The 19,665-nt window shown below is 32.7% G+C and carries 18 protein-coding genes; 15 read left to right on the top strand and 3 right to left on the bottom strand.

What is annotated here, in order from left to right; all coding sequences use genetic code 11:
- Position 1: 1 nt before the first annotated feature.
- The 13 genes from T410_RS01200 (at position 2) to T410_RS01140 (ending at position 15,133) form a co-directional block, all read left to right on the top strand.
- Positions 2 to 1,435, top strand: a complete 1,434-nt coding sequence (locus tag T410_RS01200; protein WP_035667952.1) for an MBOAT family protein — start codon at positions 2 to 4, stop codon at positions 1,433 to 1,435.
- A gap of 460 nt (positions 1,436 to 1,895) precedes the next feature.
- Entirely contained in the window at positions 1,896 to 2,294 is a 399-nt protein-coding gene (locus T410_RS01195) for an endonuclease domain-containing protein (protein ID WP_035667950.1), read from the top strand.
- Between the two features lie 157 nt (positions 2,295 to 2,451).
- Positions 2,452 to 3,333, top strand: coding sequence for a hypothetical protein (locus T410_RS01190; protein ID WP_035667947.1), 882 nt, complete (start codon positions 2,452 to 2,454; stop codon positions 3,331 to 3,333).
- Positions 3,330 to 4,427, top strand: coding sequence for an acyltransferase (locus T410_RS01185; protein WP_035667944.1), 1,098 nt, complete (start codon positions 3,330 to 3,332; stop codon positions 4,425 to 4,427). Before T410_RS01190 ends, T410_RS01185 begins: the two co-directional genes overlap by 4 nt.
- 49 nt (positions 4,428 to 4,476) lie before the next feature.
- On the top strand, positions 4,477 to 5,628 hold the full coding sequence (locus T410_RS01180) for a glycosyltransferase family 4 protein (RefSeq protein ID WP_035667941.1): 1,152 nt from the start codon (positions 4,477 to 4,479) through the stop codon (positions 5,626 to 5,628).
- On the top strand, positions 5,625 to 7,169 hold the full coding sequence (locus T410_RS01175) for a glycosyltransferase family 2 protein (RefSeq protein ID WP_035667938.1): 1,545 nt from the start codon (positions 5,625 to 5,627) through the stop codon (positions 7,167 to 7,169). The genes T410_RS01180 and T410_RS01175 overlap by 4 nt, the downstream gene beginning before the upstream one ends.
- The gene (locus tag T410_RS01170) at positions 7,166 to 8,164 is read left to right on the top strand and encodes a glycosyltransferase family 2 protein (protein WP_035667935.1); all 999 of its coding nucleotides are present in this window, start codon (positions 7,166 to 7,168) and stop codon (positions 8,162 to 8,164) included. Before T410_RS01175 ends, T410_RS01170 begins: the two co-directional genes overlap by 4 nt.
- Positions 8,165 to 8,209: 45 nt before the next feature.
- Positions 8,210 to 9,205, top strand: a complete 996-nt coding sequence (locus tag T410_RS01165; protein ID WP_035667932.1) for a hypothetical protein — start codon at positions 8,210 to 8,212, stop codon at positions 9,203 to 9,205.
- 107 nt (positions 9,206 to 9,312) lie between these two features.
- On the top strand, positions 9,313 to 10,056 hold the full coding sequence (locus T410_RS01160; RefSeq protein WP_035667929.1) for an FkbM family methyltransferase: 744 nt from the start codon (positions 9,313 to 9,315) through the stop codon (positions 10,054 to 10,056).
- Positions 10,057 to 10,104: 48 nt separating this feature from the next.
- Entirely contained in the window at positions 10,105 to 11,223 is a 1,119-nt protein-coding gene (locus tag T410_RS01155) for a glycosyltransferase (protein ID WP_035667926.1), read from the top strand.
- On the top strand, positions 11,220 to 12,299 hold the full coding sequence (locus T410_RS01150; protein WP_035667924.1) for a glycosyltransferase: 1,080 nt from the start codon (positions 11,220 to 11,222) through the stop codon (positions 12,297 to 12,299). The genes T410_RS01155 and T410_RS01150 overlap by 4 nt, the downstream gene beginning before the upstream one ends.
- Positions 12,296 to 13,636: an O-antigen ligase gene (locus T410_RS01145; protein ID WP_035667922.1), complete on the top strand. Its 1,341-nt coding sequence runs from the start codon at positions 12,296 to 12,298 to the stop codon at positions 13,634 to 13,636. The genes T410_RS01150 and T410_RS01145 overlap by 4 nt, the downstream gene beginning before the upstream one ends.
- A 102-nt stretch (positions 13,637 to 13,738) precedes the next feature.
- A complete protein-coding gene (locus tag T410_RS01140) occupies positions 13,739 to 15,133 on the top strand; it encodes an exopolysaccharide biosynthesis polyprenyl glycosylphosphotransferase (RefSeq protein ID WP_035667919.1) in 1,395 nt (464 codons plus the stop codon).
- A gap of 267 nt (positions 15,134 to 15,400) precedes the next feature.
- Here T410_RS01140 and T410_RS01135 read toward each other — a convergent pair whose 3' ends face one another.
- Together T410_RS01135 and T410_RS01130 are read right to left on the bottom strand one after the other, a co-directional pair.
- Positions 15,401 to 16,540, bottom strand: coding sequence for a DUF4105 domain-containing protein (locus T410_RS01135; protein WP_035667917.1), 1,140 nt, complete (start codon positions 16,538 to 16,540; stop codon positions 15,401 to 15,403).
- 25 nt (positions 16,541 to 16,565) lie between these two features.
- A complete protein-coding gene (locus T410_RS01130) occupies positions 16,566 to 17,606 on the bottom strand; it encodes a PorV/PorQ family protein (protein ID WP_255360754.1) in 1,041 nt (346 codons plus the stop codon).
- Between the two features lie 223 nt (positions 17,607 to 17,829).
- On the opposite strand from T410_RS01130, the gene T410_RS01125 reads away from it, so the two are divergent.
- Positions 17,830 to 18,546 carry a phosphatidylcholine/phosphatidylserine synthase gene (locus tag T410_RS01125; RefSeq protein ID WP_035667912.1) on the top strand — a complete coding sequence of 239 codons (717 nt, stop codon included), beginning with the start codon at positions 17,830 to 17,832 and terminating at the stop codon, positions 18,544 to 18,546.
- An 8-nt stretch (positions 18,547 to 18,554) separates the two neighbouring features.
- On the top strand, positions 18,555 to 19,418 hold the full coding sequence (locus T410_RS01120; protein WP_035667909.1) for a glycoside hydrolase family 25 protein: 864 nt from the start codon (positions 18,555 to 18,557) through the stop codon (positions 19,416 to 19,418).
- On the opposite strand, the gene T410_RS01115 is transcribed toward T410_RS01120, so the two are convergent.
- Positions 19,419 to 19,655: a hypothetical protein gene (locus T410_RS01115; protein WP_035667907.1), complete on the bottom strand. Its 237-nt coding sequence runs from the start codon at positions 19,653 to 19,655 to the stop codon at positions 19,419 to 19,421.
- Positions 19,656 to 19,665 lie beyond the last annotated feature (10 nt).

Here is a 19,665-nt window from a genome sequence, read left to right as displayed (position 1 = left end):
CATGTTTTTCAACTCTTTATCTTTCGCTATTTTCTTGCCTATTGTTTTTGTGTTGTATTGGTTTGTTTTTAATAAAACCAAAAGCACCCAAAATGCAGTTCTCATTATAGCGAGTTACTATTTTTATTCCTGTTGGGATTGGCATTTTTTATTTCTGTTAGTGTTTTCTACGTTTTTGGATTTTTATACCGGAATCCGAATTGAAAAAGCAAAGACTGAAATGGGGCGAAAATTTTGGTTTTGGCTGAGTATCAGCGTTAATCTTGGTTTTCTGGGTATTTTTAAATATTACAATTTTTTTGCAGATTCCTTCTCCCAATTATTGAACGGGTTTGGGTTGCAAACAAGCCCGTTGTTGCTCCACGTAATTCTTCCAGTTGGAATTTCCTTTTATACTTTTCACGGTTTATCTTATGTAATCGATATTTATTTAAAAAGAATTAAAGCCGAATATAACTTTGTGGATTACTCCTTATTTGTTAGTTATTTTCCGCTTTTAGTTGCTGGACCTATCGAAAGAGCCACGCATTTATTGCCGCAAGTAAAAGTAAAAAGAACTTTTGATTATAAAAAAGCAAAAGAGGGAGTCTATCAGATCATCTGGGGATTAGTCAAGAAAGTAGTAATTGCGGATACTTGTGCGACCTATGCTAATGCGATTTTTGATCATTATACCTCCATGAATTCTTTATCGTTACTTCTTGGAGCCTTTTATTTTGCTTTCCAAATTTATGGGGACTTCTCTGGTTATTCGGATATGGCACTCGGGATGTCTAAGTTATTCGGAATTGATTTATTGCGCAATTTTAACTATCCCTATTTTTCCAGAGATATTGCTGAATTTTGGCGTCGTTGGCACATATCCCTATCGTCCTGGTTTCGGGATTATGTCTATATCCCGCTTGGAGGAAGCAAAGGCAGTAAATTCAAACAAGTCCGCAATGTATTTGTTATTTTCTTGCTAAGTGGTTTTTGGCATGGTGCCAATTGGACCTTTATCGCCTGGGGTTTTATTAATGCGTTGTACTTTTTACCCTTATTGTTACTCCATAAAAATCGTTCTAATATGGAAACGGTTCAACTGCAATGGAATTTCAGTTCCTTAAAAGTATTGTGGAGTATTTTGGTCACTTTTGGATTAAGTTGTCTGGCTTGGATATTTTTTAGAGCAAAATCTATTGAAATTGCCTTTGATTATATTGCCCGTATTTTTACAAATAGAAGTTTTGTACCACAATATTTAGAAAATGAAAGGTACAGTTATGAAATGGTACTGTTAGTTTTGATTTTTATTCTCGTCGAATGGAATTCAAGAACTAAAATCGAACCTATTTCGGGTAAGTACAGTTGGGTGAAAATTACACTTTGCCTAGCGGCTCTTTTAGCTTTAGGAACTTATTCTGATTATAAAGAATTTATTTATTTTCAGTTTTGATGATGAATTTTCGTTTTGCCCCGGCCCTAAAGGAAGTCGAAATTAGTAAAATTCTTGATAAGTCATAACGTAGTATTCTTTTTTTTCTCCCTTTAGGGTGGGGCAAGAAAAAAGAAATAAGGGGTGTGGATTTTCGTTTTGCCCCGGCCCTAAAGGGAGTCGAAAATCAGTAAAGTTCTTGATAAGTCATAACGTAGTATTTCTTTTTTTTTCTCCCTTTAGGGTTGGGGCAAGAAAAAAGAAATAAGGGGTGTGGATTTTCGTTTTGTCCCGGCCCTAAAGGAAGTCGAAAATCAGTAAAATTCTTGATAAGTCATAACGTAGTATTTCTTTTTTTTCTCCCTTTAGGGTGGGGCAAGAAAAAGAAATTAGAGATGAAAATTTTCGTTTAACCTCGGCTCTAAAGGGAGCCGGAAATTTGGGAAGATTAATTGTTGTTGTTGAATTATGAATTTTTTATATGGCTATGGATAAAAAATCGCTACAATCAGATTCTATGTGGAAAGGAGCATCCCCACTGATTTTTTCAAATGCTAAAAAATTAAGAGAAAATCAAACACAAGCTGAAGAAAAGTTATGGTTAGCAGTGAAAAATAATCAGCTAGAGGGATATAAATTCAGGAGACAACATCCTCTTAGTATCTATATCGCTGATTTTTATTGTCACGCCCTAAAATTAGTTGTTGAGATTGATGGTGGATATCATCTGACTGAAGAACAACAGCTTTTGGATGAAAAAAGAACAAGTGATATAGAATTTCAAGGATTAAAAGTAATTCGATTCACTAATGAAGAAATAATGTTGAAGTTACCAGAAGTTATAGATAAAATCAAAGCGTTTATTAAGATGTTATCGTAAATTTTCGTTTTGCCCCGGCCCTAAAGGGAATCGAAAATCAGTAAAGTTCTTGATAAATCATAACGTAGTATTTCTTTTTTTCTCCCTTTAGGGTGGGGCAAGAAAAAAGAAATTAAGTGTGTAGTGAAATCATAATTTAAAAGAGAATAAAACATCAATGAAACGGTTTATAATTTTTATAATAAAAATACTTTTGCTGACCTTTTTTGTGTTGGTTGTGTTAGATATTGCCTACACAAAAGTATATTTACAATCCTCCAATAGAGGGAAAATAGGGTATGTCTATAATTCAAAAGGTAGGGCTTACGATGTAGTAATTTTAGGATCCTCGAGAGCCAATAATCATTTTGTAACTCCAATGTTTGAAAGAAAAGGGTTAAAGGCTTTTAATTATGGGATGAGTGGCGGACATTTGTTTGAAGCCTCTTTGCTTCTGAAATTAATGATAGAACGGAAATATGTCATAAAAAATGTGATACTTGAAGCCGATTTGAATTTGTCGAATGAGAAGGAATCTGAGAGTGTTGCGTCTAAATTCATGCCTTATATTCACGATTCTAAAGTGATTGCAGCTCATTTTACACAGCAGCCTGGTTTTTGGGCTAACTATTACATTCCTTTTTACCGGTATGTTGTTTTTGAACCGCAAATCGGCTTTAGGGAAATGTATAACGCTGCACTAAAAAAACCTACAAAGCTATTGGATCATTTAGGCTATTATCCGTTGGGTAAAAACCCAAATGCAAATATGAAAAATGACCTGACCAATCTAAAACCCTTGCATAATAAATACTATGAAGAAATAAAGCATCTTTGCAAAACAAATCACATTAACCTGATCGCCGTTATGACACCTATGTGTAGCAATACGAAAGGATTAAATTATTTTGAGAAAGTGCATCAAATGTATCCCGAAATTCACAATTATGAAAAAGCGGTAGAGGGAGATGAGTATTTCTCTTCTTGTGGGCATATGAATGATACCGGGGCACGCAAGTTTACATCCATAATTTTACATGATTTTTTTACCGATTTATGAGCAATAACAAATTAGAAAAATTAAATTATATCGATGCGCTGAGGGGACTGGCAATTATAATGGTTGTTGTAATGCATTCTGCTATGCAAGGTGTAGTAAAAATGCCTCATGCGTTATCTGTTTTTTTGGGCTTAGGTTCAAGAGGGGTTCAGTTTTTTTTTATTGCCAGTGCTTTTACTTTGTTTCGTTCTTATCAAAACAGAAACGGTATGGAACAGAGTCCCTTGAAGAACTTTTATATCCGAAGATTTTTTAGAATTGCGCCCATATATTATTTAGGGATTTTGTATTATGTTATTCGAATCTTTTTTAATCTGCCTTATTGGTTAGGGAATCAGCCTTATATATCGAAAAGTAATATAATGTCAAATGTGTTATTTGTTCATGGATTTAACCCTTATTGGATTAACAGCTTGGTACCTGGAGGTTGGTCAATTGCTGAGGAGATGCTATTTTATGCCCTTTTTCCCTTTTTGTTTAGGAAGATAAAAAGCATACATTCAGCTTTTATTTTTTTGAATATTACTTTACTGTTTAAGCTTGTATTTCAAGAATATTTTACCTATTTCCCTTTTATTTCCGAGCCGTATTTGTGGAGAGAATTTCTCTTTTATTATTTTCCTTGTCAGTTGCCTATTTTTGCATTAGGCATTATACTGTTCTTTTTAATAGAAGATAGTAGTGCTATAAAATTGGTAAGCCCTAAAGTACTTTTCCTTTCTATGATTTTATTATTATTACAGGTTGGTTCTACCCTTGATTTTTTATATTTTAATCACATTGTTTTTGGTGTGTTTTTTGTGATTTTTGGTATTGTTTTGAGTAAAGGAAAACTGAGTTTTATTTGTAATCCAATTTTAAGATATATCGGAAAAATTAGTTTTAGTATGTATATTATACATTTTATAGTTATTTCTTGGTTGGCTAAATTCCATTTAATTGATTTTTGTCAGCACTATTTCTTAAATTTTTCCTTGCGATTTTTGTTGATTTTATCTGTTTCAGTGTCTATTTCGACACTTACTTACTATTTAATCGAGATTCCATTTCAAAACTTAGGAAAAAAAATAATCTCAAAAAGGGAGCTGAATTAGTTAATTTTTAATAAAAAAGAAGTTAGTTTGCTTTATAAATAAATTGAAGATGCACATTGCCTTTCTTACACCAGAATATCCCCACGAACGAGTAGCCCATGCTGCAGGGATTGGAACCAGTATCAAGAATTTAGTGGTTGCTTTGGCCAAAAAAAATGTCAAAGTTTCGGTGTTTGTGTATGGCCAGCAAGACGATGCGGTACTTGTCGAGGATGGAATGACCATTTATTTGATCAAAAACAGAAAATACAAATTCATGGGTTGGTATTACCACCGAAAGTACCTTGAAAACTACTTAAATAAATACATCCTTTCTGAGCAAATTGATGCTGTCGAAGCACCTGACTGGACTGGTATTACTGCTTTTATGCGTTTGAAGGTACCATTGGTGATTCGGTTTCATGGCAGTGATACTTATTTTTGCCATATTGAAAAGCGTCATCAGAAATTAAAAAATTATTGGTTCGAAAAGCTCGCTGTTCGCAATGCCGAAGCTTTTATTGCGCCTACTACTTATGCGGGAAATGTCTCCAAGGAATTATTCGGGATAAAAAATAAACGGGTACAAACTATTCATTACGGACTTGAATTGAACCGTTTTGAAAATCCAAATCCAGCACTTTTTGAAAAGGGGTTGCTGTTGTATATAGGCACGGTAATACGCAAGAAAGGCGTGTTTGAACTGCCTGCAATTTTTAAAAAAGTCAGAACTCAATTCCCTGAAGCAAAGCTGATTTTAATTGGTGGAGATTCTTCGGATGTACAAACAGGCAGTCATTCGACATGGCAACTGCTTCAAAAAGAATTTGGTACAAATGATTTAGAAAAAGTAACTTACCTTGGGAAAATACCGTATCAGGACGTTCAAAACTACATGAAACAAGCACACGTTTGTATCTTTCCTAGCTTTGCCGAAACTTTAGGAATGGTGACTATAGAATCAATGGCGCTACAAAAGCCAGTGGTTAATACCAATATAGGTTGGGCACAGGAATTAATTGTAGATGGTGAAAGTGGTTTTCTAGTTCATCCGCAAGATCATACTCTTTACGCAGATAGAATACTGGAGTTGTTAGCGGATGCCAACCTTTGTCTGACAATGGGAGATAATGCCAGAAAACGTGTGGAAGCTGTTTTTGATATAGAAAAAATTGCACAACAGAACATCCTTTTTTATCAATCCATAACTAGCCAATCGTGATTGTTGTTTACCATCAAAATAATCGTGTAACAAAAGTTATATCGAATCAAAATGAATCGGTTGCTTTTGCGATGCATTCGAGTATTCCAGAAGTACTTATGATATTGGCCCATCAATTTCCTCTGGAGCCTATCGTTTGGTGCCATCAATTGCTGGAAAACAGTTTGAATATGGATAAGATTGCAACGCTTTTTCATCATAATAAAATGATGCTTTCGTTTCGACCCAAATCAAATAATTTTTTTGATAATTCCATCGGATATGCAGAGGAATCTTTATTTATTAACGTTAATAAAAAGGTCTCGTATCCTACGTGGCAAATGAGTAGTTATGTTGGAGTGATTCACGCTTCTGTTTTAAATGCAATAGGTGATAAAATAGTTTGTGAACCCGATTTAGATTATTATTTGAGTTCACTGGCTAAATTATGTATGCCGTTGGGATTGTTGTGCTATTCCGAACCACAGCTTTTGAAGTCGGTAGAAATAATTGATTCACTTGTTAAAGCATCCAACTTTACACTTTTTCGTTTTGTGAAGCAACATTATAAAACGAGATGGGTATTTTTGTTAGCGTTGAATTTGCTTTTATATGAACGTAAAATTTTGTTTTATCCTTTTATTTCCGCACTTTTTTTAAAAAGAAGATTTAATAATAAAATAAATATAGATGATATTGTCGTTCAATCATCAAGAGTAATTATAGATAAAGGAACTATTGATGTCATAATCCCAACAATTGGGAGGAAAGAATATTTATATGACGTGTTAAAAGATTTTTCAAAGCAAAGTCTTTTACCTCAGAAGATTGTTATTGTGGAACAGAATCCAGAACCATTCAGTAAAAGTGAATTGGATTATGTAGCAACTGAAAATTGGCCTTTTGAAATACAACATATTTTCACGCATCAAGCAGGAGCTTGCAATGCCAGAAATTTGGCTTTGAGTCAAACTAGAAGTGAATGGGTTTTTTTAGCAGATGATGATAATCGATTTGAAGCTGATTTACTAAAAGAGGTTTTTCAAAAAATAAAAAAATATGGTTGCAAGGTAGTTACAACATATTATCCTCAAAAAGGAGAGAGAAAATCACACCACAAAGTAATGCAGTGGCCTACTTTTGGTGCTGGGAATAGTTTTTTAAAAAGCACTATTTTACAGCATGTAAAGTTCAATATGGCATTTGAATTTGGTTATGGGGAAGATAGCGATTTTGGGATGCAATTGAGAAATCAAGGAAATGATATTTTATTTTTGCCAGAACCTTCAATATTGCATTTAAAGGCGCCAGTTGGAGGATTTAGAACAAAACCAATATTGAAGTGGCATAATGAAAAGATTCAACCAAAACCTTCGCCTACAGTGATGCTGTATTTGATTACTCATAACACAAAACAACAAATCTTAGGGTATAAAACCGTTTTGTTTTTTAAGTATTATAAGCATCAAAAGATTAGGAATCCTTTTCAATATTTCGCAGTTTTTAATAAGCAATGGAAACAAAGTATTTTTTGGGCTAATCAATTAAAAATAGATTCATGAAATTTTCATTAATTATCTGTACGTACCTGCGTGCTGAGCCTCTATTACAACTATTAAAGTCTGTGAAAGAGCAAACAAAATATCCAGATGAAATATTAATTATCGATGGCTCCACTAATCAGGATACGGAGTTAATTATAGGTAATAATTCATTTGATAATTTAAATTATTACTCCGTTTCACCACAACATCGAGGTTTGACTAAACAACGAAATTTTGGAATTGAAAGAGTTGCAGCTGATTCAGAAGTTGTATGCTTTTTAGACGATGATATTGTTTTGACAGCTACTTATTTTGAAAAACTATTAAAAACGTATCAAATCTTTCCAGAGGCTTTGGGTGTAGGCGGTTACATTATCAATGAGAATAAATTTCAATTTGTAGGGTATGATTATAAACCATCTATTAAAGAATTTTATTTTGACGGATGGAAGCAAAATGACGGTAGTCGTTTTGTACTGCGTAAAAAATTGGGATTGGACAGCGATTGTCCCCCAGGTTATTCTTCTTTGTATTCACATGGTCGCAGTGTGGGGTTTTTACCTCCAAACGACAAAATTTATGAAGTTGAAATGTTGATGGGCGGAGTATCTTCGTTTAGAAAAAAGGTTTTTGACACGTTGCATTTTTCAACTTATTTTGAAGGGTATGGCCTGTATGAAGATGCTGATTTTACATTGCGAGTTGCTAAAATTGGTAAGCTATACCTGAATACAGGGGCAAAACTACAGCATTATCACGATGCTTCCGGAAGGCCGAATCAATACCGATATGGAAAAATGGTGGTGCGAAACGGATGGTATGTATGGCGTACTAAAAACCCTGACCCAGCATTGAAACATCAGTTAAAATGGCATGCTATTACTTTGCTTTTGACGGCAATACGATACAGTAACGTGCTTACTGCAAATGCTAAAAAAGAAGCCCTAACCGAAGCTTTAGGAAGAACTTTGGGTTGGTGGAGTTTATGGATTAATAAACCGAAAATTCAATAGTTATATTTTTATACAGGAAACAATAATATAAAAAAACACTCGATTATGCAGTTATTATTTTCAACTTGGACACATCATTTAAATCATTTGATTTATTCCTATTTTTATTTCTGTCAAAAGGAAAAAATAAAAGTTGTAATACTACGCGATCCAAGTGTTGTCTCAAATGGTGCGATATTAGATATCAATGGGGAAAAAATATTTTTTGATTATTCAGATGATTCCTTATTTTTAGATAATCCAGAAAAATTTAGTTTATATTTTAAACGTTCACTTCGAAAAGTGGATGAAAATACGAATATTAGGCCATTAAATTTTAATGTGCCATTATCATACAAAAGTTTATCGCTTTTAATGAAACTAAAAAGTGATTTATTATTAGATAAATGGAGTAGAGTTGAGGTTCTTAAAGCATTTGACATTTATGGTTTAGCCTCCAAGTCTTCCCACTGTGTTTTAGATATTAGAAGGTATCCAGAAAATGTAATTGATAATGGAGGTAAAGTGCTTTTTCATACGCGCTTATGGAACCCAGATAATCATCCGGATACAGATGAAAAAGAAAGGAGACGACTTCAAAACGAATTTAGGATAAACGCTTGTAGAATTATTAAAAAGAATTTTAGTAATTCATCTGTAGGTTTGTTTGCTGATGATTTTTCTAGAAAATTAGCGCCTGATGTTTTATTAGATCCAAAAGAATCTAAGAAAAATAATTATTTAAATACTTTATTACATTATAATATAGCTTTAGCTGACGATGGATTAAAAGATACACCTGGATGGAAAATTGGTGAATATCTATTGTTTGGAAAAGCGGTAATTACAACACCATTAAATATTTCATTAGACAATTTTAAAGAAGGAATCAATTATGAAGTGCTATCAACACGTTCTTCATATATTGAAATACCCGATAAGATTGAATGTTTATTAAAAGAGAAAAAATATTTAGAGGTAGGTAATGCAAATAAAGAATGGAGTAATTACTATATACACCCTCAAAATTATATAGAAAGAATACTTTCCATTGTTAAATAAAAAATTATGTAAAAACATTGTTTTTGAAAGAATTATAAAATAAAATTTAAATATGGGAAAATATTTTTATTCATATTTAATTTGTTTGAAATTAAATTATTGAGGTTATGATGGATATAGTAAGAGTTCGTTTGAAGCAAGGGTATAGATATTTTTTTGTAAATCTATTAATGACATTAGGAGTTAATAAAATTCAAATACTAAAGATGACTTTTCCAATTTTTTTAAGACCGAAATCAAGTGATTTATTAGTTTTTCATCAAATATTTACTTTTAAAGAGTATGATATGAATTTAGGATTTTCACCAAAATTTATTATAGATGCAGGTGCAAATATCGGGTTAGCGGCAGTCTTTTTTTCTAATAAATTTCCAGAAGCGAAAATCATGGCCATTGAACCTGAAAAATCTAATTTTGAAATGCTTCAAAAAAATACAAAAGAGTATAAAAATGTTTCGTTAAAAAAGATGGCTCTGTCTAATCAATTCAATTTTAGTTTTAATGTAGTTGATAAAGGTTTTGGAAATTGGGGATTTATTACTGAAATTCAGGATTCAAAAAGAAAAATTAATGTTATAGATACGGTTAAAACTATTACAATAGATGAAATAATGATAGAATATAATTTAGAATATCTTGATTTGCTGAAAATTGATATTGAAGGAGGTGAAAAACAACTTTTTGAAAGTAATTATGAAAATTGGTTACCCAAAACAAAATGCATTATTATAGAACTCCATGATGGTATTACAAATGGAAGTTCAAAGAGTTTTTTTAAAGCGATAAGTAATTATGATTTTTCATATTTTAACAGAGGGGAAAATCTAATGTTTATAAATAATCGTATTTAAAATATTTAGTCAAAATATATAAAATATATAATTCAAAAAAAAGGCCATATGAAGTTCACCATTTTTACCCATGTTCCACATTCTAAAGAGGATCATCTATATTATGCGTATGCTCCTTATGTTAGAGAAATGAATGTTTGGGGGAAAAGTGTTGATGAATTAGCGATTGTTGCTCCTTTTTTTTTAGATAAAAAAACAGCAATTGACAGTTCTTATGACCATCAAAGAATAGAATTTATATCGGTCCCAAATTTTGACATCCTATCGATTAAGTCTACTTTCGGTACTATTTTGAAACTTCCAAGTTTATTATTTGTTCTTTTTAAAGCCATGCAATCTACGGATCACATCCATATACGTTGTCCTGGTAATATTGGTTTATTAGCCTGTTTGGTACAAATTTTTTTTCCTAAAAAAAATAAAACCGCCAAGTATGCTGGAAACTGGGACCCCCAAGCGAAGCAACCTTGGACGTATAAATTGCAAAAATGGATTTTGAGTAACACTTTTTTGACACGTAACATGCACGTTTTAGTTTATGGAGGGTGGGAAGGAATGTCTAAGAATATCAAACCTTTTTTTACGGCAACATATTTTGAAAAAGATAAATTAGCTTTAATAAATAAAAAAGTTTTAGGTATAATTCATTTTGTTTTTGTTGGGACACTGGTAATTGGAAAAAATCCTTTTTATGCGATTCAATTAGTTCAATTTTTGTTTGAAAAAGGGTACAATGTACAATTAGACATTTATGGTGATGGAATTGAAAAAAATAAATTAATTCAGTTTGTTATTGATAATAAATTGGAGGAAATTGTTTCTTTGAAAGGAAATCAAACACAAGAAACTATAAAAAGAGCATATCAAGAAAGTCATTTTGTTATTTTACCATCTGAAAGTGAGGGCTGGCCAAAAGTAATAGCCGAGGGAATGTTTTGGGGTTGTGTGCCTATTGCAACTGCAGTATCTTGCGTGCCTTATATGTTAGATTATGGCAAGAGAGGAATTTTGATAGATTTGAATTTAGAGAAAGATTGCAATCAAATAGAAGATATTTTGCAAGACCAAAATTATTTCGACACTATTCAGAACATGGCTGCGAGTTGGTCTAGAAAATATACTTTAGATGTTTTTGAAGCTGAAATTAAACACTTGCTTACATCATGAGAATAGTTCAAATTATCGATTCACTTGAAGCGGGTGGTGCTGAGCGCATGGCGGTGAATTATGCCAATGCTTTAGGAACAATCATTGAATTTTCAGGACTGGTTGCCACCAGGAAGGAGGGGGTTTTGCTTGATCAAATCAATCCGTCTGTTTCCTATTTGTTTTTGAATAAAAAAAAATCACTTGATTTAAGGGCGCTTTTTAAATTGCATTTTTTTATTTTGAAAAACAAAGTAACTCATGTGCATGCCCATAGCACTTCTTTTTTTTTAGCTTTTTTATTAAAATTAATTCATCCTTCGATACAATTAATTTGGCATGATCATTATGGTGATAGTGAGTTTTTAGATAAAAGGCCAATAGCTGCTTTAAAAATGACTTTCCCTTTTTTTAGTGGTATTATAGCTGTAAATCAAAAATTGAAAATTTGGGCTCAGGAAAAAATAAATTTCAAAAACACTATTTACTTACCCAATTTTCCATCTGAAGAAAAAAAAATCTCAGCGCAGACGGTGTTGAAAGGAATTAATGGTAAGCGAATAGTTTGTTTGGCTAATCTGAGAGTGCAGAAAGATCATTTTTTATTGCTGGAGGTAGCCAAAAAGTTACAACAATCGCATCCCGATTGGACTTTTCATTTGATTGGAAAAGATTTTGAGGATAGCTATTCTCAAAAAATTAAGGATTTAATAGTTGCTTTTGCTTTAGAAAAAAATGTGTTTCTTTACGGTACCAAACAAGATGTTGAAAATATTTTGGAACAAGCTGCTATTGGGATTTTAACATCTCAATCAGAGGGTTTGCCCGTAGCTCTTTTAGAGTATGGATGGTTAAAAAAACCTGTCGTAGTGACTGATGTAGGCGAGATATCCTCTCTGGTTATAAATGGTAAAAATGGTTTTTTTGTTGCCGCTCAACAGGAGTCTCTATTTTATGAAGCATTGGTCAAATTATTGGAAAACGAAGTTCTGCAATTAGAGTTTGGCAATGCGCTTCACAAAATGATAATTGATAATTATTCAAAAAAAGCTGTGATAGTACAGTATTTAAATTGGTTAAAAAATAGTTGTAAATGAAAAAAGAGGATCAATCCTATCTCTATTTAATTCTTTTTCATGTTGTTTTGGGAGCAATGGTTTATGCCGTTCCCTTCATTTCGAAAATATATGGGTATTTCATTTTTATTTTTGGAATTTATTATGTCATTAAAAAACAAAATAAGAATAATGAAGCACTTATTGCCGCTGCATATGTCGTAGGAAGTGAAGTTTTTTTGAGGATGACTGATGGGAATCCATTATATGAAATTTCCAAATATGGGGTGATGATTTTTGTCTTTATAGGGATGTATTTTAGTGGATTTTCTAAAGGTGCAGCACCGTATTGGCTATTTTTGATTTTATTGATTCCTAGTGTAGTCATTTCTACTGTTGCATTGGATTTAGAAACGGATATTAGGAAAGCCATAGCATTTAATATTTCAGGGCCCGTTTGTCTTGGAATAGTATCGCTGTACACTTATAGAAGAAGAATTTCGTTAGAGGAGACGAATAGTATTTTGTTGAGTATGGGTTTGCCTGTTGTCACATGTATGGTGTATTTGACCTTATATACACCTAATGTTCGTGATGTTGTCACTAGTACGCAATCTAATTATGAAACTTCAGGGGGATATGGACCTAATCAGGTAGCAACAATTTTAGGGTTGGGAATGTTTATTTTTTTCTCCCGAATTATATTAGATTCTAAATCAAAATTTCAAATTTTAATCAATGCTTTTATTGCCTTTAATATTACGTATCGGGGTATGATAACTTTTTCTCGTGGTGGAATGATTACAGGGTTTTTGATGATAGGCTTGCTATTATTCTTTTTGTATTCTAAATCTAATTTTGCGGGAAGAGTAAAATTAAATTATATCATAGTTTTGTTAGTAGTAGCGCTATTTGCCACTTGGTCCTATACCTCTTTCCAAACGGGAGGTCTAATTAACAAACGCTATGCTAATCAAGATGCCGCTGGAAGGTCGAAAAAAAGTCAATTAACCGGAAGAGAAGAAATAGCACAAGATGAAATAAAAATTTTCTTTGAGAATCCAATTTTTGGTGTAGGTGTAGGAAAAGGAGTTGAAGTTAGACAATTGGATAGTCCGGGCGCGGCCTTATCACACGATGAAATAACCCGTATGCTGGCGGAGCACGGTTCTTTAGGAGTATTGGCCTTACTCATCCTCTTTTTTACACCATTGATCTTGTATCTAGAAAATAAGTTCAATATGTTTTTATTGTGTTTTGTTGTGTTTTGGTTGTTGACAATCAATCACGCTGCCATGCGAACTGCAGCACCCGCCTTTGTCTATTCATTGTCTTTACTAAATGTGCAATTAGTGGGGGCTCCTAAAAAAAGAGCGTAAAAAAATCTGTTAAAAAGGAATTCTTGTTAAAAAAATTAACATTTCTTCAATTTACTTTGGTGCAAAAGAGTTAAATTGCGCTCATAATTCTAAATACCATTCATGTTTTCAGTAGACAAAATGCATTTTGAAATTTCAGAACGAAAGACAATACTCCGTTTTTTTGATGTTTTTTTTGTTTTGAGCGCATTGTTTCTTGTGGGTAAAGTTTTCGATTTTGATTATTTTACTTTTTCCACTACTAACTTTAATTGGACCATCGTTTTAGCTGTTTACCTGAATCTTTTTGGGACCATTTTTGAAATGTATGACCTTCAAGTAGCGAGCAATCAATTTCAGGTTTTGCGAAGTGCTATTCTTACGGTATCAACGACCGTTTTAGTATATTTATTGACTCCGGTTTTTTCTCCGGAATTGCCTTCTAAAAGACTTCAAATCCTATTGTTCTATTTTGTCGTTTTTCTTGCTATAGTTTTATGGCGTATGTTTTATGTTGGTTTTTTAGCGTCTAACCGGTTTTTTCAAAATGCCATTTTAATCTGTGATAAAGAACAGGTAGAGGAGTTGATTTTAGGATTAGAAAATATAGATCCCCATTATAAAATTATTGGTTTCGTACATGCTGATGCACTTGAAGATGAAATATCAGAATACCACTATGTTCCCAATATAAAAAGATCCGAATTGTTTTCTTTTGTCAAAGAAAATGCTGTATCCGAAATTGTGATTGCCTCCCAAAAAACAGAGGGTATTACTGCAGGATTGTATCAGCAATTGCTTCATTTATTAGAGTCTGGAAGCATTATCAGGGAGTATACACAAGTGTATGAAAGTAAAACGCAACGCATTCCGGTGCATTATATCGCCAGAGATTTTTATCGGTTCTTCCCTTTTAGCCGTAGCAATCATAATAAGTTGTATTTGTTGAGTGTCCGATTTTTAGAAATAATTACTTCGATTTTTGGATTGTCTTTTGGTCTAATCATATTTCCATTAATATTAATTGGAAACGCTATAGGAAACAGAGGGAAATTGTTTTATACCCAAAAACGTGTAGGTAAAGATGGAGTCATTTTCGAAATTTTAAAATTCAGGACTATGATTACTAATGCCGAATCTAATGGAGCTGTTTTTGCCACTTTACAAGATTCCAGAGTTACGTTATTCGGAAAATTTTTAAGAAAAACCAGAATAGATGAATTTCCTCAATTTATAAATATTCTAAAAGGCGATATGGCTGTTATAGGCCCACGGCCAGAACGTCCCTTTTTTGTTAAAGAAATAGCAGAAATAATGCCTTTTTATGAAACACGGCATGTAATAAAACCTGGGCTTACAGGCTGGGCGCAAGTGAATTATTCTTATGGTGCCACTATTGAAGACAGTTTAATAAAGCTACAATATGACTTGTATTATATTAAACACCGAAGTGTCTTCCTGGATTTAAATATTATTTTTAAAACAATTACTACAGTATTGTTTTATAGAGGGCAGTAGTGATTATTTATTATACTTTGGGTAATTATTGAAAAACAATCGATATGCTTCGCATTACCATTGGCGTTCTATTAAAATGGTTCTCGATACAAATTTTCTAAAAAAAGCTTTCGCATTTTCAGGAAATTTACTCGAACTGACGAGATCGTTTTATCATCATTTTATAGTGCTTTTTTTGAAAATAAAATTAGGCCACGAAGTGAAGGAAATCATCATCAAAAATTAATTTTAATGACGGATTAGTTATTTCTAACTTAGAATTGTATTTTAAATAATTATTGGAATTCGATTTTTGTTTTGGATTGCTAGTTTTACTAAAATTACGATGCTAGTAATTATTAAAGGCAATATGATTAGAAAGTCGGCTTTGTTTATTAAAATAGCAATGTAAACGATTATCGAAATAAGATTGAATACAGCCAGATTGTAAATTCCCTTTTTGTTTTTTGTAGCGTAAAAATAAAGCAGTCCCAATAAGGTAGGATTGAATAATAAAATATTGTAATTGTATCCTAACTCTAAGTGATACGAATAAAATCCGGCAAATGCGAAGAATACCCCTAATAAAGCCATTATAATTAGGTAAAATAGGTTGATGCTTTTCTTGTTAATCAGTATAATAAATCCCAGAAGAATTAAATAGCTATAGCAATTGTTCCACCAAGAACTGGAAATTTCTTTTTCAAATTCGATTATCGTTTTGTTTTCGGGAGCAAGAGGATGATTTTGAAAAAAAACTTTTTTCAGGCTTTTTTGTAATTCGAATGGTAAAAAGATTTGTGTTCCCAATTTATCCACTTTTTTTCCGAAGATAATGCTGGTGCCTAATTTTTCGTAAAAGTGATTGTCAAAATACGGATACAATATCGTTCTATAGGTAATATCAGTATCTGTGTTTTTTACTATCGCAACAGTATCGAGTGTTTTATTGATGATGTCAACTACCATTGATGTACAGTTTTTATCAATAAATTTATAGGTGTAATGGCTGTCTCCTGAAGATAAAGAAGTGTTTAGATTATCAAATAATTTTTGTTTGAGGTTCGGTGGAATATTCAACTCCTGTTCATAAACGGATCTTTTTTCATAAATGTATTCATTAATGAAATCCATGTAGGAATGTGCCACTGCAAAATATTGTAAATCTCCTTTTGTGAATTTTAAAACAAAATTTGGGGTGTTGAAGTCAAAAGCTCCATAGTTATACACCACATCAATGTTGTTATAGGAATCATTGATGCGAATGGCAGTATGCCCAAAAAGGGAGTACGATTCGTTTCCTGTTCCGCAGGTCAGGACACTAACTTTTGCTTGTTTTGACAACAAAAGGTTTTGACTGAAACTTTGGTTTATGGTAGTAATTAATATGATGAAAAAAGAAATTTTTTTTAATAAAGAGAAATTCATTGACTTGATGATTTAATAAATATAATTAATTGCGAAACAAACCTAAATCTACTTTCACCGAAAAAATATTCGAATATAGAGCGGTACTTTGATTGCCTAAATCGGTTAGTGCATAATCAATTTGAATGCCTTTGTATTTAAAGCCCAATCCAATATTGGGTTGAAATCCTACTTTTTCGGTACTGTCCAATTGTTGTACCTTTTGGAAATTCCCAACGCCAGCACGTAGAAAGACCAAATCAGTATAGCCAAATTCCAGTCCTATCGCTGGATCAATACTTATAAAATCAGTTGAGAAAGCATCATTGGTTTTGGTAAACCGCATATTCATATTGGCAGCAGCCATAATGCTGTAATCGTAGTGAATGAGGAATTTTTTGGCTATTCCCAGTTGTGCTTTTGGAGCTGTAATCTCTGTGCTTTCCGGTAGTTCTTGGTTTTCTCCGGGAATGGCATTGGCAATTTTTTTATACTCGACTTCATCAATATTCCATACGTTATAAGTGGTGGTTATATCACGGATAATGAGTCCAAATTGCCAATCATTTTTTTCGAATTGTAATCCAATATCAAAACCAAATCCCCAAGAACTGGCAAATTTCCCAATAATACGACGGATCACTTTCGCATTTACGCCATACTGAAATCCGGGTACAGGAAGCTTTCTGGCATACGAAAAAGTAAAACCATAATCGGCCGTAGAAAAAAGAGAGATTCGGTTGTAGTCAATATTGCCTTGACTGTCGATTAATTCAGTAGTATTCAAAATATCATCCACGCCAAAACGAATTAAAGAAATCCCCCAAGCACTGCGGTCATCTATAGGGCTAGCATAAGCAGCATAATCATATTGGGCAATATTGGCAAAATAGTTGGCATGCATTAACGATACTTGATGATCTTCCAGATGGATGAGTCCTGCAGGATTCCAATATCCTGAATTGACATCGCTGGTTGAGGCCACGACAGTATTTGACATACCTAAAGCTGCCGCATCCACGCCGATATTCATAAACTCATTCGAGTATTTCCTGACAGCCTGACTGTGATTTACAGTACAAACCAATAGCAATAACAATACGAAGCCTTTTTTCAATAGTATTATTTTTACAAACCGAAAGTCTGTTTAATTTTTATCAAAAATATAATTTTTTACTGAGCTTATTTCTTCCTTTGGATAAATATATAGGAACAAGAATCGGCTGTTGAAAAATCTCTATTAAAAAACGTACTTCTCCGTCACTTATTATGCTAAATTTGCCAACTTTGAATCACTAAACTTTTGCATTATGAATATTAAAAAGCACATCCCGAATATCATTACGTTACTCAACCTTTTTTGTGGCTGTATTGCTTTGGTTTTTGCATTTCATCGGTATTATGAAATGGCTTTTTATTTTGTATGCCTTGGTATCTTTTTAGATTTTTTTGATGGCTTTTTTGCCCGGTTATTCAAAGTCTCCAGTCCGTTGGGTTTGCAGTTGGATTCTTTAGCGGATATGGTTACTAGTGGTGTTGTTCCTGGTTTAGTGATGTATCAGCTAATGATTAATACTTCAACTGCTATGTCAGAGAGTTATATGCAAATTTTTCCTTATGTAGGTTTTATTATCACTTTGGGTTCTTGTTATCGCTTGGCCAATTTTAATATCGATACACGTCAAACGGATTCTTTCATAGGTTTGCCAACGCCCGCTAATGCTTTGTTTATTTTAAGTTTACCGCTAGTTTTGAAATATTCGGATTCTTTATTGCTCCTTGAAATCTTGACGGATCAATGGGTTTTATTGGTTATAACTTTATTAAGTGCTTATATCCTGAATGCTGAAATTCCGTTGTTTTCATTAAAAATTAAAAAGTTTAGTTTCAAAGAGAATGCACTTCAGATTATCTTTCTACTACTATCCATTTTGTTGTTAGTTTTCTTTCAATATTTAGGTATTCCGTTGGTGATTATTTTTTATGTTTTACTTTCGGTAGTGAATAACAAATGGCTTAAAAAGTAGTTTTTTAAATGAAAAAAAAACTGGTCCGACGACAAACCACAAGAACTCGTAAACCAAAAAAGAAAGCCTCGATTTTCTCGGGCAAGTTCATGCGTTTTTCAGTTGTTACTTTTTTTATTTTACTGGTTATTGGGATTGGGTATCATTATCGGAATGGCTTAGCTTATTATTTCAGTTTTAAATCAGATAAGGTACTTAGTGAGACTGCTAAAGATAAGCGTATTTCTGATGTTCGTAATTTTCAGGTTTTAGAAAAACACGAAGGGAAAAGCATTGGTTTGGATGTTTCAGAATATCAAGGAAAAATCAGTTGGTCTTATGTAGATACTTTGGAAAATAAATATCCCTTACATTTTGTTTTTATAAGAGCCACAGTAGGGAGAGATAGAAAAGATCGTCAGTTTAATCGAAACTGGCTTGGCGCCAAAGAAAATAAAATGATTCGGGGTGCCTACCATTATTACCGTCCCAATGAAAATTCACTTGAACAAGCGGCACTTTTCATAAAAACTGTAACACTTGATAAAGGGGATTTACCTCCTATTTTAGATATTGAAAAACTTCCAAAAAATCAATCGCTCGATAGTTTGAAAGTTGGATTGAAACGCTGGTTAAAAACTGTGGAATTGCATTATGGAGTAAAACCTATTATTTATACAGGCGAGAAATATTATGATGATTTTTTAAAAGATGAATTTAGTGATTATCTTTTTTGGATTGCCAATTACAATTTTTACAGAGAAGAAATAGATGATGATTGGCTGTTCTGGCAGTTCACTGAAAAAGCCTCAGTTTCAGGAATAAAAGGAAATGTCGATGTCAATATTTACAATGGTGATTTGCAGCAGTTGCGGTATATTACTGTGGAGTAATTATTGCTTTTTCAAGATAGAAAAGATTACAAAAGCAAAAAATAATAAAGCTCCAATCATAAAAAGTATAGATTTGGGATTGGCAAAGTTTATGGTGTTTCCTATTGAAGCATTTTTTTTAGGAGGCAAAATACGGTTGTCTTCTTTGTTGTAGTAAAATATTCCCCAAATCCAATTGTCGGGATCTTTACTCCATTTCTCTAGTGTCTGTTGACTTGGTTTGTTTTGATCTTCCATTTTTATGAGT

Origin of the sequence: Flavobacterium sp. 83 (assembly GCF_000744835.1) — a bacterium.
Classification (GTDB): domain Bacteria; phylum Bacteroidota; class Bacteroidia; order Flavobacteriales; family Flavobacteriaceae; genus Flavobacterium.
The sequence above is the reverse complement of the archived record's forward strand: the minus strand, read 5'-3'. Positions and strand labels throughout refer to the sequence as shown.